Source organism: Zobellia nedashkovskayae (genome assembly GCF_015330125.1).
Lineage (GTDB): Bacteria > Bacteroidota > Bacteroidia > Flavobacteriales > Flavobacteriaceae > Zobellia > Zobellia nedashkovskayae.
Window position 1 is genome coordinate 1,390,519 of sequence record NZ_JADDXR010000002.1, and the last position, 16,021, is coordinate 1,406,539.

The window sequence follows — 16,021 nt, forward strand, 5'->3', positions numbered from 1 at the left end:
TGTTGTCATCTTATTCATAAATGTGACTTAAGAAACAATTATTAAAAAAGTAATTTCTATTTCTCCCAAAAAGGTTAAAAAACACCTCATAAGGATTACTTATAGCAAAAACACGTATCCATAAATGAAAATGATTAAAAACGGCATCATAAAAACGACGCTCATGAGAGATTTCAAACAAATCACCCTGTTACAGGCTACATCCTCTCAACTAGCGTTAAAAACCCTTAAAATAAGTTTTAAGCCAAAATGAAAGCTTATGACTGCTTTTTAAGAATATAGATTACTGAAGAAGGTTGCCCATTGAAAACAGCAACACTATTTGACCATAGGCCAACAAAAAAAGCTTTGATGAAATTTTGTTTGCCTGTTTTGTATTTCTCAGAAAGTATGGAAACATAAAAAGCATCAAACCACATGGGTTTTGTTTTTACTAATTCCATATCGTGTTTGGCAAATACTCTTTTTATTGCATCTTTCGAAAAATGCCAAAGGTGTCTTGGCACATCATAGGCTGCCCAAAATTCTTTATAATGTTTTGCGTCGTAAGATTTAAAATTAGGAACGGCAATAATGAGCGTACCATCATCTTCTAACCGATTCAGGATATTTATAATTTGCTTATCTAAATTTGGCAAGTGCTCCAGAACATGCCAAAGCGTAATAACCTGAAATTTGGAGTTGGGCAATTCCTCTATATTAGAAAGCAACTCCATTTTTTTTTGAAGTGAGCGAGCCCTTGCATCTTCACTTGGCTCTATTCCTTGAACTGACCATTCTCTGTTTTTGGCTTCCAACAAAAAGTCTCCAGTTCCAGCACCAAAATCCAACAAGGTTTTATTCTTGTTTGCATACTTATTTATCAAAGCCACTTTCTGAGCCAAACTAAATTTCTTGACCGCTTGATACATTTTATCAAGAAGAGATTTAGAAGCGTCTGTATGTGAAATATAGGCATCACTTTCGTAATACTTATGAAGATTTTTTGGTTGGGGTTTGGTCACCAACATTTCTAGTTCTTCATCTAAAAGTAATTCAAAGTTTTCACCAGAAATTGAGAAGTCCTTAATTTTTAAAAACGGTTTCATTATAGTTGTGCGTGGTAAGATATTCCTTTTTGAGAGTCCGAAGATAATTTAAAACTGGCTCTCTAGAAAACGAATCTTGATGAAGGCAATCTTTTTCTTTATCACTGTACACTTCAATAGCAATATACCAATTATCGGTTCGCGACATATCTTCACTATCAACATTATTATCATCTCCTTCATTATCTAATGCAGCATTCAAAGTTGCTCTAAAAATTGCAGGTGCTAAATTTAAAACCTTAGATAGAATGTCAATCTCATAAAAAGCAAAAATGTAGTTTTCACCTTCAATAAGAAACGGGATATCATCGTAGACATTTTCATCATTCAACATAAACTTTGTGTTCACATAATTGTAAAAATGTCCCGCATCTTTCGGGGCCTCAAATATGAACATGGTCCGTTTAGAAAGACTTCTTTTAAATTTCTTTCCCTTGGTTAATTTATTGTCTTTTATCGTCGGTGCAATTCTGGCGGGAATACAAGAATGAACTATTAAGGCGAAGCACAAACAAGAAGAGTAGGTTTCATTTCCGAGTCCGTTTTTGTTTAAAATTATACTGCAATAAAAACTGAGCCTAAAGCAATTTTAAGACATTGCATTCGTTCTATATTAAGGGAAAAGAAAAAGGATTTCTTGTTAATCCTGACAATAGGACAAAACGAGAAACCCTTTTATTTTAAATACTTCTTAACCGCAACATACAAATCTCCAGCACGCCTCTTATTGGCCATGGAGCATATATCGCTATTATAGCACCGTGTTATTTTTATTAAGAAAATAGCATGGAAGATACACATGTTCCACGTGGAACGTTGCTGAATTTATCTTCCTAAGTAAACTAAAAGCACACTAATATCTGAAGGATTCACGCCACTTACTCTAGCCGCCTGAGCTATCGTTACTGGTCGAATAGCATTCAGTTTTTCTCGTGCTTCATAAGACAAAGATTTAAGATTCGAGTAATCAAAATTAGCAGGTATCTTTACATTTTCAAGACGCAATAACTTGTCTGCATTGTTCTTTTCTTTTGCTATATAACCGGAATATTTAACTTGAATTTCCGTCTGTTCTAGCACTTCCCTATCCAGATTATTCTCTTCTACGAAACCAGAAACCGCCTCTAATTGAAGCATGTGATTCATGGTTACTTTTGGCCTAGAAAAGACTTTGAACATCTTATCAGATTGTTTAACTAAAGCAGAATCAACGCTATCCAAAATTGGATTTACCTCTTCCGGCTTAACACTAGTCTCTCTAAAAAAGTTAACGAAAGAATCAGACTTTAACTCCTTCTCCTCCATTCTAATTAAGCGTTCTTTTTTAGCTAAACCTATTTCATAACCTTTAGGCGTAAGTCTTAAATCCGCGTTATCCTGACGTAACAAAGTTCTATATTCTGCCCTAGAAGTAAACATGCGATAAGGCTCTTCCGTGCCCTTCGTAATCAAATCATCTATAAGAACACCTATGTACGCTTCATCTCTTTTTAATATAAAATCCTCTTTCTCATTAACCTTAAGATGGGCATTTATACCCGCCATTAAACCTTGTGAAGCTGCTTCCTCATAACCTGTAGTTCCATTAATCTGACCAGCGAAATACAAATTTTCAACCAGCTTAGTTTCTAGCGTATGCTTCAACTGTGTAGGCGGAAAATAATCATATTCTATTGCATAACCAGGTCTAAAAAACTTAACCTTTTCAAACCCCTTTACAGTACGCAAAGCTTTAAATTGAACATCCTCTGGCAAAGAAGTAGAAAAGCCATTTACATAAACTTCTACCGTATCCCAACCTTCTGGTTCAACAAAAATCTGGTGACTATTCTTATCAGCAAAACGATTAATTTTGTCTTCTATAGAAGGACAATAACGTGGTCCAACACTTTTTATTCTACCGTTGAACATAGGTGAACGATCGAATCCTTCACGCAATACATCGTGAACTAATTCACTTGTGTGCGTCAAAAAACAGTCCCGCTGTGTAGTTAAAACTGGCGTCTTTAAATAAGAGAATTTTTCAGGAATAGCATCCCCAGGCTGAGGAGTCATAACAGAATAATCCAAAGAACGCCCATCAACTCTTGGCGGCGTTCCGGTTTTCATACGACCACTTTCAAACCCTAATTGTAATAATTGCTCTGTGATTCCGGTCGCAGCTTTCTCTCCTGCTCTACCTCCACCAAACTGTTTTTCTCCAATATGAATGAGTCCATTTAGAAAAGTACCATTCGTTAGGATAACAGATTTAGCTCTAATATCTATACCAAGAGAACTCTTTACACCTACTGCTTTTCCATTCTCAATTAGCAAACCGCTAACCATTTCTTGATAGAAATCTACACCTGGTATATTCTCTAAAGCCAAACGCCACTCTTCAGCAAACCGCATACGATCACTCTGAGCACGTGGACTCCACATTGCAGGTCCTTTTGATTTGTTCAACATTTTAAATTGAATAGCAGACTTATCCGTGATAATTCCACTCATTCCACCCAATGCATCTATCTCACGAACTATCTGTCCTTTAGCAATTCCTCCCATAGCGGGATTACAGGACATCTGACCGATGGTCTGTAAATTCATGGTAACCAAAAGGGTTTTTGAACCCATATTTCCAGCTGCAGCTGCAGCCTCTGCTCCCGCATGACCACCACCAACAACTATAACATCATACTCCTCTCCAAACATCTCTTCTCCTATATAAAATGTGACTACTCTCTAAACTATAAATACTAAACTAAGTAAAAAGCAAATGGTATATTCTATTGTTCCACGTGGAACAATTTGATTTTCTCATTCTCTTTACTCCGCATTAAAGCAACTTCATCTTCTGATTTGTCTTTAAAACCAAAAAGATGTAACACACCATGTGCCATAACTCTAAGGATTTCTTCCTCAAAAATTATATTAAATTCATGGGCATTATCCTTAACCCTATCTATAGATATAAAAATATCGCCAGCAATGAGTTTATCCTCTGTATAATCAAACGTCAAAATGTCTGTATACGTATCGTGATCTAGGTATTTTTTATTCATTTCCAAAACCTCTTCATCACCGCAAAAAACATAATCAATCCGATTTAGTACACCCCCTTCTGAATCTATGACTGTTGAAAGCCAATCAGTAAACTTTTGTTCGTTCTCTAAGGAAAAATTGGTATTATAATGAAACTCAATCATTGCTTTTAAAGTATTCTTTAACCTTGTTTTGAAAATTTTGGTGCAAAGGTAAGCTTTGTCGATTTAAAATCTCAATTTCATTCCGATAATTCTCTAATAATGAGGGTTTAGTAGTAATGGGGTTTTGAAACTGATTGGTATTTGTATTACTCTCCCTTTCTGGTTTCTTGCCCTGTTTTAAGGCTGCATTCTCAAGTTTCAGCATTTGATACTGAATGTTATTAATTTTAGATTGGCTACGCTGAGTAACCCCATTTTCAAGTAAGTCATTCTCAAAATCTTCCATCTGCTTAATGAGCTTTTGAGCTAGTTGCTTATCTTCAGCATGCATCATGTCCTTAAGCTGCTGTTCCAATTGGCCACGTAACATTTGCTGCTCTTTGTAAATTTCATAAATCTCCTGCAATTCAGCTTCGGACGGTCCGTTACCCCCCTGTCCAGATTCTCCACCTTGTTCTTGACCTCCTTTACCTCGGCCATTTTTACCTTCGCCTCCTTCACCCTTACTTCCACCTTGTCCTTCTCCTGCTTTTTCGCCTTCACCTTTTTTGGAATCTCCTTCACCCTCACCTTCTTCCGTTCCCTTTCCTTTTTCACCTTTACCTTCACCTTTTCCAGCCTTACCTTCTCCGGGTTTTCCTTCACCAGGTTTACCCATACCGTCCATCTTCTCTTTTAACTCTTGTTGTCCCTTAATTATGTCCGGCAACTGAAAACCTTCGCCCTCTCCTTGCCCTTCTCCAGACATCATACTCTGTTCCATATTATCCAAAATATTAGCAAGAAAATCTGCTAAACTATTAGATGCACTCAACACATATTTTTGATATGATACACCTTGGTATATTTGATTCTCAGCTACGCTCTCCAAGGTCTTATCAACATTATAATACACTTCGGTAATTTGCTCATTAACAAACTCAGAAAGTTCTGCACGTCTTAAGGACAATGCAAAAAGACTATCATCTACATGTTCAAAAAGTTCACGAAGTTCTTGTTGTTTATGAATAGCGTTAGAAAACTGTGGACTGTCAGAATCAACATCCTCTAAACTATCGTACAACAACTCTTGTTTAAAAGAGAAAGTGATTAGATTATCCAGTATTTGTCGAAGCATTTCCGCGTCTTCAGTCATGGTAGACTCGCTACCACCTCCGGCAGAAGACTTACTTAACTGCTCGCCCATTTCCTTCATTTTTTGGGCAGCAGACTTCTGCTTTTGTTCTGCTTTCTTAGAGGATTCCTCCTTTTCCTGTGCTTTAGATTCTTCTGATTCTTGCTTTTCGAACTCTTTTAAAGCCTCTCCTTGCTCTTTCTTGACATCACCCTCCTTATCTTCGTCGCGGTCTAAATCAAGCGGCTTCTTTAGGTCCTCGTTATCTTTCTGAAGTTCATCCAACTCCTTCATTAGGTTTTCAAAGGATTTATTAAGTTTCCCTTGCTCCTCTTTTTTATTTTCCTCATCCTTATTGGAAGCAGCTTTTTCCTGTTTCTCCGCTAATTTTTCTAAATCTCGAGCCAACTGATCTACTTTCTCTGTAATATAATACCGTTTGGTCAATTCCAACAACTGCTCAAGATTACGCTTGCTACTTTGCTGCTTCTTACCCAACTCTTCCAACCGTTTTGAAAGCTCTTCTTTATTAATTTTATCAGCGATCTTATTTAGTTCCTCCAATAACTTCTCATTCTTCTTTGCCTGTATTTCCTGTCGTTCCAGACGTTCTTGGAGTAGTTTATTCAACTTATCGTCACTATCTAACTTATTTAGATTTTCCTTCAGCTGCTTACTGAATTTTTCCATTTGACTCTCCTGCTGTTGCTGCTTCTTCAAAAAATCCTTAACCTGATTCTGATCCGTAAAATCTAACTGGCTCTTCTCTTTCTGTTCTTTATTAATATCCTTTAGGTTTTCCTGCTGTTCTTTGAACTTTTCCAAAGATTTATCAAGATTGTTAATTAACGACTGTTGCGATTCTAGTTCCTTGTTACGTAATTGATCTTCATCCAATAAAGACAGAGAGAAGACTTGTGTTTTAGTTGATTTTCCCTTGTGGATAGCATCATTATCTACTGCTTCAAAATAGAAGCTATATTTCTTGTCTTTTTGTAATTCAAGCCCAGAAGGAAAGGTGTAATAGAACTGATTAAAATTACTATTAGGGCTGCTTAATGATATAGTTTGCTTGTTTTCAGGATTATCATCAGCATAACAAACTAATTTTATACTCTTCAGTTTATAATCATCTGAAGCCTCACCAGCGTAATACGCAACATTAGGGTTAAGTGAGTCTAAGACTTGTTTAACTTTTATAGCTGGGTAAGCATCTCTAATTACTGTGAACTGATACCCCAGTTTCTCATAATCAACTACATTCTCATTAGAAGTTGTAACCTCATATTCAAGGTCTGTATATACCCGTTTATCTAAAGAAAATATACCTTTATCGTTTGAAAAATCCTGAACAGAATCCTTAGTAACTAAATGAATGGTTTTTGTATTCTCCCCGGCTATTCTCCAAGTAACCTTAGTGCCCTCTGGAAATAGTGCATTCCCCGTACTCTTTAAGGTTTCAGATGGTCTACCTGTATAACTAGGGTAATCCAATTTCATTTGAAAATCTCCTATAACTGGGGTCTTAAGCACCTTTAAATCATAAGCTCTTGAGCGAATTCCGTTAGCCAAGAAGTAAAATTCCACGCTTTTTAATGGCGGAGTAAATGTATATCGGTACCGACCGTTATTTTCCTGTAGAACGGATTGCTTGCCATCAATAACAATAGATACTGTTTCTGGCTTAATACTGCCTTCAGTTGTAACTTCCAGAGTATACTCTTTTGAGTCTAATACACTCATATCATTGGACATCAATAAAAATGAAAAAGGAGCCGGTGGCTCATAAGCCAAGTTATAGTTAACAACTCGGTCCGCAGAACCAAAAAAAGATGTGAGGTTTCCACTTATCCAAATAAACAATAGAATCACAGCCGGTACAGCTAGGTATTTTAGGTATTTAAAGTTATCCCGAAAATCTACTGCTTTAGTAAAAGGGATTAAGCTCATTCGTATACTTCGCTGATCAATACTGGCAAGTAATAATTCCGATTGGTTTTTGTCCTCACCAAGGTCTATTAAGTTATACAGCTTATCTCCTACTTCTGGAAAATGCTTACCAATTAAAACGGACGCTTGCCTGTTGTTAATACCTTGTTTTAATCTAAAAAGGTAAAATAAGGGAGTTAGAATGTATTTAAACAACAACCACAGCTCTATGGCTACGAATGTCAATAAAAGCACCAAACGGCCTGTAGAATTAAGCCAAAGGAGGAATTCAACCCCCAAAACAGCAAAAAAGAACAGCAAACCAAACGCTATAAAAAGCAACATGCCCTTTATGAGCATTTTGGTATAGTACTTTCTAACGAAAACATTAAGTTTCTGAAGTATATTCTGGTAACCTTCCATATAACGTAAAGATAAGGAAAAAAGCACCTGAGCATATAGCAACCAATCTATCCCATATAACCGCGGTTTAAGAAGTATACCTTTGGGAGCTAGGGTGCTTTTTATACCTTTGCGCCATAAATTTTTAGCCATGAGCCAAAGAGTACGCGTACGTTTTGCACCCAGCCCAACAGGGCCATTGCATATTGGTGGTGTCCGCACCGCCCTATTCAACTATCTTTTCGCCAAAAAACACGGTGGTGATTTTATTCTGAGAATAGAAGATACTGATCAAAACCGTTATGTTGAAGGTGCTGAACAGTACATTATAAACGCACTAAACTGGTGTGGACTAACTTTTGACGAAGGCCCAGGTTTAAAAGGAGACTATGGCCCATACAGACAAAGTGAGCGTAAGCATTTATATAAGCAATATGCAGAAGAGCTAATAGCCAACGGAAAGGCCTACTATGCCTTTGATAAAGCAGAGAAGCTTGATTTTCACCGTAAAGACCATGAGGCCAATGGTAAGACTTTTATTTATAACTGGCACAACCGTTTAAAATTAGATAACTCTCTTTCCTTAACACCTGAAGAAGTTCAAAAACGCTTAGATGCGGGTGAAGATTATGTGGTTCGTTTTTTAACGGCTCCAGATGAAAAATTACATCTTAGAGACATAGTTCGCGGAACCATTGATATAGATACCAACGTTCTCGACGATAAAGTTCTATTTAAAGGTGATGGAATGCCTACTTACCACCTTGCTAACATTGTTGATGACCATTTAATGGAAATTACCCATGTTATACGTGGTGAAGAATGGTTACCATCTTTGGCGCTACACCAACAGTTATATGATGCCTTTGGCTGGAAAGCTCCTGAATTTGCTCATCTACCATTGATTATGAAACCGGTAGGAAAAGGGAAACTAAGCAAACGTGATGGCGAAAAAATGGGTTTCCCTGTATTTCCGCTGACTTGGAACGAGTCTAAAGGCTACAAAGAAGAAGGCTATTTTTCAGAAGCTGTTGTTAACTTCTTAGCCCTTTTAGGATGGAATCCAGGCACAGAACAAGAAATTTTTAGTCTTGATGAATTGGTTGAAACCTTTAGTTTACAACGTGTAAACAAGTCTGGTGCTCGTTTTGACCCTGATAAGACCAAATGGTACAATCAACAATATTTACAAAGCAAGGACAACAAAGAATTGGCCGACCTTTATGCTGAAATTCTAGTGTCTAAATCAGTTTCAATTGATGACAAGTCGGAGGATTATCTTGAAAGAGTTGTTGGACTGATTAAGGAGCGTGCCGTATTTGTTTCTGACTTTTGGAACTTATCTGACTACTTTTTTGAAGCCCCTACTTCATACAATGAAAAGGCTGCCAAAAAACAATGGAAAGAAGATACCCCAGATATCTTAAACCGTTTGGTAATTGTATTAGAAGGAATTACCGATTACACGTCCGAAAACGTCGAAACCACTGTAAAGGCTTGGATTGGAGAACAAGAATTATCTTTTGGAAAAGTAATGCCACCACTACGTTTGGTAATTGTTGGTGATATGAAAGGCCCGCATTTATTTGATATTATGGCTATGATTGGTAAAGAAGATAGCATTGCCCGTATTCAAAAAGCGATTGCAGATTTAGCTTAAAATCGATTTATATTTTTTAAAAAGGAGCAGAAATTGGTTAACCCTAATCTCTGCTCCTTTTTCGTTTATTGAAGTCAAGTGTAACAAACTCAAGAAAAGTACTACATATATACGAAGCGTTTCGTAAATTCAATCAATAACTAAAAAATCTAAATTATGGGAAATCTTATCTGGATACCAATCATATTTTTCGTCATTGCAACGGTGCTTTCCGGAGTCTTTATTGTTAAACAGCAAACGGCCGTTTTAATAGAAACATTTGGGAGATTTACGAGTGTCCGACAATCTGGAATTCAATTTAAAATACCTTTTGTACAGCGTATTTCAGCAAGAATGGGCCTTAAAATTCAACAACTAGATGTAATTATTGAAACCAAAACTTTGGATGACGTATTCGTGAAACTTAAGGTTTCCGTTCAGTATGTAGTAATTAAAGAGAAAGTATATGATGCCTTTTATAAGTTAGAGTATCCGCATGAGCAGATTACTTCTTATGTATTTGATGTAGTACGTGCCGAAGTGCCTAAAATGAAGTTAGATGACGTTTTTGTAAAGAAAGATGATATTGCCATTGCCGTAAAGTCCGAATTGCAGGAAGCTATGTTAGATTATGGCTATGACATCATTAAGACCTTGGTAACGGACATAGACCCAGATGCACAGGTTAAGGAAGCTATGAATCGTATAAACGCCTCTGAGCGTGAAAAAATAGCCGCACAATTTGAGGGTGATGCTGCACGTATCTTGATTGTAGAAAAAGCTAAAGCTGAAGCAGAAAGTAAGCGACTTCAAGGTATGGGTATTGCTGATCAACGTCGTGAAATAGCGCGTGGATTAGAAGAATCCGTTGAAGTTTTAAACAAGGTGGGTATAAACTCTCAAGAGGCCTCTGCCCTAATCGTAGTTACACAACACTATGATACGTTACAATCTATAGGGGAAGAAACTAATACGAACTTAATTCTTTTACCTAACTCTCCACAAGCTGGTAGTGACATGCTAAATAACATGGTCGCGTCCTTTACCGCAAGCAATATGATTGGTGAATCTATGAAAAAGACGCAAAAAGAGAAGAAAAAAGAATAATATAAAACTTTTCTAAAACAAAAAAACGGCCCTCAAGAACAAATTCTTGAGGGCCGTTTTGTATTGTATATTTGGTTTAATTGAACTTTTTCAATAGCTTTTTAGCTACCATCGAAATAGTTAGTTTTTGAATAATGCCACTAAAACCACCTAATAAATGCGTTGGGTACAAACTATTCTTTGTTATCTGAACCTGCATTTTTAGGTTTTCGCGTTCTATATCTTGCTGTAGTTTCAAGATTTTTAAATCTTGATTTATCTGCTTAAAAGAAGTATATTTTTTTGGTATCATATCTCTTCAAAATAAAGTTCGGAAAAACGAGCCATAAGTGGTTTTACCAGAGAACGACGGAAAACAAAAACCAATATACCTAGAAGTATATAAAACCCTCCTACGCATAGAAAACCTAAGGCCGTATTCTCCAATTCGGCACCAATCCAAAAACCTGCGGCTACGGATAAGAATAAAAGCGATAAAACCACAGCTATTCCTATAAAAGCTGCTTGGGCAAACCCTGTAACACCCTTCATAAGCAGTTTAAAAGCCTTTAACTTATAAAACTCAGTGCTACTGTCTATATACGACTTAGCACTTGCTTCAGCTTCTGATATGCTCTCTTTTAGTTCTTCAAAAGCCATATGCTATTTCTGTAATTGAGCGTTCTTTTTCTTTAACTCGGCCAACTTATTCTCTAAGCTCATGATAATATCGTCTGCTTTGTAGCTCATGTTAGAAATAGTATCTTCTAACTTAAGTTCAAAATCTACCTTTTTTTCTTCAGCAGTTTTGGTTAACTCATCTGTTGCTTGAGAAATTCTGTGTGAGATATCGTCTTTAGTTTTCAGAGCGTTCTTCTTAATCTTCTTTCTTGTCTTTTCGCCTTTAGCCGGTGCATATAAAATTCCAGCCCCTACTCCTAAAATTGCTCCCGTTATAACGGCCAATAAAACATTTCCACTATCGTTTGACATAATCTGTATTTTTTAAAATTAATATTCTACTAAAAATATAAGGTGATTATTTTTCCGTTTTAAAGTGGCTAAACAATTCAATCTCCTATATACAATGCAATTTACACCAAACATTCCAGCGATATTACCTCAATCAATTTGAAAATTAACGTTTACATCATTTTAACTGACATTTAACGGTTTTAAAGCGTTTTAATAGCCAAAAACCTGATTACTGGATACATTAATAAGCTTAAATCTGTATTCCTTGCAAATCGCATTACAATTAGTGATATTAAATTTAAGTTATCAATACAAAGTCAGTTTATCATAGATAAAAGTTATAGTCAATATTTTGGTTGTAATTCGAAAAAAAACTCCTTAAAAAACAAAATGTCTTTAAGGAGTCCAGAATTTTTAAAAAAACAAAAATCTATTTATTCTGAATTTTGGCCCAAGTGTCTCTTAGGCCAACCGTTTTATTAAAAACCAATTTATCGTTAGTTGAATCTGGGTCAACACAAAAATAACCCAAACGTTGAAATTGAAAACGATCTCCAGATTTTGCTTGTGAAAGACTAGGTTCTAAAAATCCAGTAATCACTTTTAATGAATCTGGGTTTATGAATTCCATAAAGTCCTTGTCCTTATGTGTATCCGGACTTTCATCTGTAAATAATCGGTCATATAGTCTAACCTCGGCTTTTAAAGCATGAGCAACAGATACCCAATGTAAAGTACCTTTTACTTTACGAAGGCTCTCTTCCGTACCACTACCACTTTTACTCTTAGGGTCATATGTACATTGAATTTCAGTAATATTCCCATCGGTATCTTTCGTGCAACTTTCCGCCTTTATAATATATCCAGATTTTAATCTAACCTCACCTCCTAGTTTTAAGCGGAAAAACTTACGATTTGCTTCTTCCCTAAAATCCTCCTTTTCAATATAAATTTCTCTGGTAAAAGGTATTTGGCGCGTGCCCGCTGAAGCATCTTCAGGATTGTTTTCTGTATCTAACCACTCCACTTCTCCTTCTGGATAATTTGTAATTACCACCTTTACTGGATCTAAAACACCCATAACTCTAGGTGAAATTTTATTCAAATGATCACGTAAATGGAATTCTAAAAGAGAAACATCTATAAGGTTATCCCGTTTGGCAATACCTATTGTATCAACAAAATTACGGATAGACTCTGGTGTATAACCCCGTCTACGTAAACCAGAAATAGTACTCATTCTAGGGTCATCCCAACCAGTTACCACATTATTTTCTACCAATTGTAGCAACTTTCGTTTACTAACAACTGTATGACTAAGATTCCTACGTGCAAATTCACGTTGTTTAGGACGTAACTTTTTAGTGTCTGTAACTTGGTCCAAAAACCAATCATAAAGCTCACGGTGCATGGCAAACTCTAACGTACAAAATGAATGCGAAACTTGTTCTATATAATCACTCTCCCCGTGTGTCCAGTCATACATTGGATAAATACACCAATCGGTATTTGTGCGATGATGCGCTTTATGAAGTACTCTGTACATAATAGGGTCACGCATCAACATGTTAGAAGATGCCATATCAATTTTTGCACGAAGTACATGTGTTCCCTCAGCGAATTTTCCATCTTTCATTTGCTGAAAGATAGTGAGATTCTCTTCTACAGAACGATCTCTAAATGGACTGTTAGTTCCTTCTTGTGTTGGTGTCCCTTTTTGGATAGCCATGTCTTCAGAAGACTGCTCGTCTACATACGCCTTTCCTTGTTTAATAAGTTCAATGGCCCAATCATATAATTGCTGAAAATAATCAGATGCATACCGTTCAGTATCCCATTTAAAACCCAACCATTCCACATCTTTTTTTATAGCATCTACATACTCTTGTTCTTCTTTTGCCGGATTGGTATCATCGAACCTTAAATTAACAGGTGCATTATACCGTAATCCTAGTCCAAAATTTAAACAGATAGAGCTTGCATGGCCAATGTGTAAATAGCCGTTTGGTTCCGGTGGAAAACGAAAGCGCAAATCCTTTTCCGAATAACCGTTTTTTAAGTCCTCTTCAACAATATGTTCAATGAAATTTAACGACTCAACTGCCTCGCTCATAGGGTTAATTTTTAGTGCCACAAAGGTACGTAAAATGCAGTAATCGGGCAGCTTTCAATCTTCATTCATACAAATACCTGCATTTCACAACAATTATATCCCTTGATACAACATTAAATTCTCTACGCGTGTATTATAGCTCATATTTGTTAGTGTATTCTTCATGTCATAACCCAAATCTGACATTGAAACCTGTAGTAAACCCAAAACTACGCCTACTTATGAGACAGAAAAGAATTAACATTCCGCGAACAATTTTGACAGCATTATTAGTGCTGCTCACCACACAAATCTCTGCGCAAATTGCATTGCAAGCACCAGTGCCTGCTGATAACCCCAATCTATCGGGAACGAACACTTGGCCAAGAGCATGTGCAGATACTGACTTTAACGAGTTCTTTGTTACCATAGAATGGGCTGGAGCCGCAAATTCCGATAATTCATTTATACTAGAGCTATCCGATCCTAATGGTTCGTTCGGTAGTCCTTTAGAACTTTCAACTGTAAGCGATCAAAATAGTAATAACGAGTTTACTACTAGTTTTATCCTTCCTGATAATACCAGAGGTGCTAATTATATGATGCGCGTACGAAGTACTAGTCCTGCATCAACAGGAATGGCATCCGCTGGATACTCCATGTACTATTTAGGTTTTGATACCAACTTACACATGAGTCCGGATGGTGATGGAACTACCCCTGGAAGTTTACAAGCTTGCGGTAGCACACAAATTACTTTAACCGTAGATAACATACCGGCTGCAGATTTAAATACCTATCAGTATTCTTGGTACAGAAGCGGTACAAAACTTTCTGATAACGGGCCATCTATAGTAACAGATGGAACGGGGGAATATTTTGTTTTTATAGATTACGGTGATTGTACAGGTTCTGCTAATACAGAGTCTAATCATATCATTATTAATTCTGGTACAAGTACAGGCATTGCAATTAACACGCCTACAACCACTGCCTTGTGTGCAGGAGATACTGTTGCCCCTTTAGAAGCAAACGTACAAGATGCTACCTATATATATACATGGTATAAAGATGGTACTGAAATACAAGCTTCTCAAGTAGGTGGTTTTACTTATACCATTGACACAACCGATCCCGCTTTTGTAGGAGACTATACGGTAGAAGTAAAAGGAACAGGTATCTGTACGGAAACATCTGCTGCAGTTACAATTACAAATTCAGGAGCATTTACGGTTACCAGAAACAATAATGCTAACCTTGTAGTGCTTCCTTCTCAGTCTCAAACCTTAAGTATTACAACAAGCGCCAATTCACCAACATATGAGTGGTTTAGAAATGGTACTCCAATACCTAGCTCTAACAATTCTTCTTTAACCGTTAGCCAAGCTGGAACTTACCACGCCGCCATCACCCAAACAGGAGGAACTTGTTCATCTACTACAGTAAATTCTGAAGAGACAGAAATTGTGGCTCCTACAGCTTTCAAAACAGAAATAGCGTATGCTACTTCTTATGAGTCATGTACTAGTACGAGCATTGCTTTAACTGTTGACAAAATATATGCTGTGTTAACTGATTCGAGTGAAATTGATGTTACTGCAGACGTTGCTTCATCTTTTACTTATCAATGGCAGAAGGACGGAACTAACGTAGTGGGCGAAACTTCACAATCCATCAGTTTGACGAATAGCGATGAAAATGGAGACTACACAGTGAATACTGATTTAAGTGGAATGGCTACAACATCGAACAACTTGCCGGTACAACTAGCAAGCGAAGCTCTAACAATTAGTAGTACTAGTACCGTTTATTGTAGTTCTTCAGATGTAATTACTATATCAACTACTACAGACTTAACTTCTGAAACTTTTGATTGGGAACGTGATGGTGAAGCTATTAATTCCACAGATAGTTCTTTGTCAGTTACTCAACAAGGAACATACCGTTTGGTAATCAGAAAAGGTACGTGTTCTCAAGTATCAAATGAAATTAGCATCATTCCTTTAGACCCTGAGCTTATTACATTGGATGTTGATGGAGATGTTATTTTTCCAGAAGGAAGTTCTAAAACTGTAAATGCAAATGGTGGTACCGCCTATAGATGGTTAGATGCCAACAATATTGAAATAAGCAGTTCTTCTTCAGCAACTTTTACTACAGAGGGCAACTACTTATTGATTGCAAATATCGATAACTGTGAAATCAGTAAACCAATTACCGTAACCTATTTAGACCTATTTAATATACCTAACGTTATAACCCCTAATGGTGACGGCGCCAACGATCAATGGATACTACCGAATTCGTATTCTAATAAATCTGATGTGCGTGTAATCATATATAACGCCCAAGGAGAAGAAGTACTTAATTCAACCAACTACCAAAATAACTGGCCTGAGTCTTCAATTAGCTTCGCTAAGCAAAACATGGTTTTCTACTATGTAGTTAAAAATGACAGCGAGACATTGAAACAAGGTACCATAACAGTTATTAGATAACCACCCCACC

At 36.7% G+C, this 16,021-nt stretch carries 12 protein-coding genes; 3 read left to right on the forward strand and 9 right to left on the reverse strand.

The features are described 5' to 3' along the window. Positions 1-257: 257 nt before the first annotated feature. From IWB64_RS06005 to IWB64_RS06025, 5 genes are all read right to left on the reverse strand, one after another. Positions 258-1,088, reverse strand: coding sequence for a class I SAM-dependent methyltransferase (locus IWB64_RS06005; protein WP_194533143.1), 831 nt, complete (start codon positions 1,086-1,088; stop codon positions 258-260). Next, entirely contained in the window at positions 1,066-1,485 is a 420-nt protein-coding gene (locus IWB64_RS06010; protein WP_194533144.1) for a hypothetical protein, read from the reverse strand. The genes IWB64_RS06005 and IWB64_RS06010 overlap by 23 nt, the downstream gene beginning before the upstream one ends. A 428-nt stretch (positions 1,486-1,913) precedes the next feature. Next, positions 1,914-3,782 carry a tRNA uridine-5-carboxymethylaminomethyl(34) synthesis enzyme MnmG gene (gene mnmG, locus IWB64_RS06015; protein WP_194533145.1) on the reverse strand — a complete coding sequence of 623 codons (1,869 nt, stop codon included), beginning with the start codon at positions 3,780-3,782 and terminating at the stop codon, positions 1,914-1,916. Between the two features lie 74 nt (positions 3,783-3,856). Next, complete coding sequence (gene ybeY, locus IWB64_RS06020; RefSeq protein ID WP_194533146.1) at positions 3,857-4,276, reverse strand: rRNA maturation RNase YbeY; 420 nt, start codon at positions 4,274-4,276, stop codon at positions 3,857-3,859. Beyond that, a complete protein-coding gene (locus IWB64_RS06025) occupies positions 4,269-7,874 on the reverse strand; it encodes a DUF4175 family protein (RefSeq protein WP_226975820.1) in 3,606 nt (1,201 codons plus the stop codon). The genes ybeY and IWB64_RS06025 overlap by 8 nt, the downstream gene beginning before the upstream one ends. Here IWB64_RS06025 and gltX point away from each other — a divergent pair. Then, entirely contained in the window at positions 7,873-9,381 is a 1,509-nt protein-coding gene (gene gltX / locus IWB64_RS06030) for a glutamate--tRNA ligase (RefSeq protein ID WP_194533147.1), read from the forward strand. The two genes, IWB64_RS06025 and gltX, sit on opposite strands and share 2 nt — an antisense overlap. A gap of 156 nt (positions 9,382-9,537) precedes the next feature. Continuing rightward, on the forward strand, positions 9,538-10,467 hold the full coding sequence (locus tag IWB64_RS06035; RefSeq protein WP_194533148.1) for an SPFH domain-containing protein: 930 nt from the start codon (positions 9,538-9,540) through the stop codon (positions 10,465-10,467). 76 nt (positions 10,468-10,543) lie between these two features. On the opposite strand, the gene IWB64_RS06040 is transcribed toward IWB64_RS06035, so the two are convergent. The 4 genes from IWB64_RS06040 to IWB64_RS06055 form a co-directional block, all read right to left on the reverse strand. After that, the gene (locus IWB64_RS06040; protein WP_194533149.1) at positions 10,544-10,759 is read right to left on the reverse strand and encodes a DUF6327 family protein; all 216 of its coding nucleotides are present in this window, start codon (positions 10,757-10,759) and stop codon (positions 10,544-10,546) included. Further along, the gene (locus IWB64_RS06045) at positions 10,756-11,106 is read right to left on the reverse strand and encodes a hypothetical protein (RefSeq protein ID WP_194533150.1); all 351 of its coding nucleotides are present in this window, start codon (positions 11,104-11,106) and stop codon (positions 10,756-10,758) included. The genes IWB64_RS06040 and IWB64_RS06045 overlap by 4 nt, the downstream gene beginning before the upstream one ends. A gap of 3 nt (positions 11,107-11,109) precedes the next feature. Next, on the reverse strand, positions 11,110-11,439 hold the full coding sequence (locus IWB64_RS06050; RefSeq protein WP_194533151.1) for a YtxH domain-containing protein: 330 nt from the start codon (positions 11,437-11,439) through the stop codon (positions 11,110-11,112). Positions 11,440-11,851: 412 nt separating this feature from the next. Next, positions 11,852-13,534, reverse strand: a complete 1,683-nt coding sequence (locus tag IWB64_RS06055; protein ID WP_194533152.1) for a glutamine--tRNA ligase/YqeY domain fusion protein — start codon at positions 13,532-13,534, stop codon at positions 11,852-11,854. A 221-nt stretch (positions 13,535-13,755) separates the two neighbouring features. Between IWB64_RS06055 and IWB64_RS06060 the strand changes: the two genes are divergently transcribed. Next, positions 13,756-16,011, forward strand: coding sequence for a T9SS type B sorting domain-containing protein (locus IWB64_RS06060; RefSeq protein ID WP_194533153.1), 2,256 nt, complete (start codon positions 13,756-13,758; stop codon positions 16,009-16,011). The last annotated feature ends 10 nt before the right edge of the window (positions 16,012-16,021 follow it).

Bases quoted from the DNA above. Each gene is read 5' to 3' on its own strand.
- ybeY (WP_194533146.1), bottom strand. From the start codon at position 4,276: ATGATTGAGTTTCATTATAATACCAATTTTTCCTTAGAGAACGAACAA.
- IWB64_RS06005 (WP_194533143.1), bottom strand. From the start codon at position 1,088: ATGAAACCGTTTTTAAAAATTAAGGACTTCTCAATTTCTGGTGAAAAC.
- IWB64_RS06055 (WP_194533152.1), bottom strand. From the start codon at position 13,534: ATGAGCGAGGCAGTTGAGTCGTTAAATTTCATTGAACATATTGTTGAA.
- IWB64_RS06045 (WP_194533150.1), bottom strand. From the start codon at position 11,106: ATGGCTTTTGAAGAACTAAAAGAGAGCATATCAGAAGCTGAAGCAAGT.
- mnmG (WP_194533145.1), bottom strand. From the start codon at position 3,782: ATGTTTGGAGAGGAGTATGATGTTATAGTTGTTGGTGGTGGTCATGCG.
- IWB64_RS06010 (WP_194533144.1), bottom strand. From the start codon at position 1,485: ATGTTCATATTTGAGGCCCCGAAAGATGCGGGACATTTTTACAATTAT.
- IWB64_RS06040 (WP_194533149.1), bottom strand. From the start codon at position 10,759: ATGATACCAAAAAAATATACTTCTTTTAAGCAGATAAATCAAGATTTA.
- IWB64_RS06060 (WP_194533153.1), top strand. From the start codon at position 13,756: ATGAGACAGAAAAGAATTAACATTCCGCGAACAATTTTGACAGCATTA.
- IWB64_RS06050 (WP_194533151.1), bottom strand. From the start codon at position 11,439: ATGTCAAACGATAGTGGAAATGTTTTATTGGCCGTTATAACGGGAGCA.
- IWB64_RS06025 (WP_226975820.1), bottom strand. From the start codon at position 7,874: ATGGCTAAAAATTTATGGCGCAAAGGTATAAAAAGCACCCTAGCTCCC.
- IWB64_RS06035 (WP_194533148.1), top strand. From the start codon at position 9,538: ATGGGAAATCTTATCTGGATACCAATCATATTTTTCGTCATTGCAACG.
- gltX (WP_194533147.1), top strand. From the start codon at position 7,873: ATGAGCCAAAGAGTACGCGTACGTTTTGCACCCAGCCCAACAGGGCCA.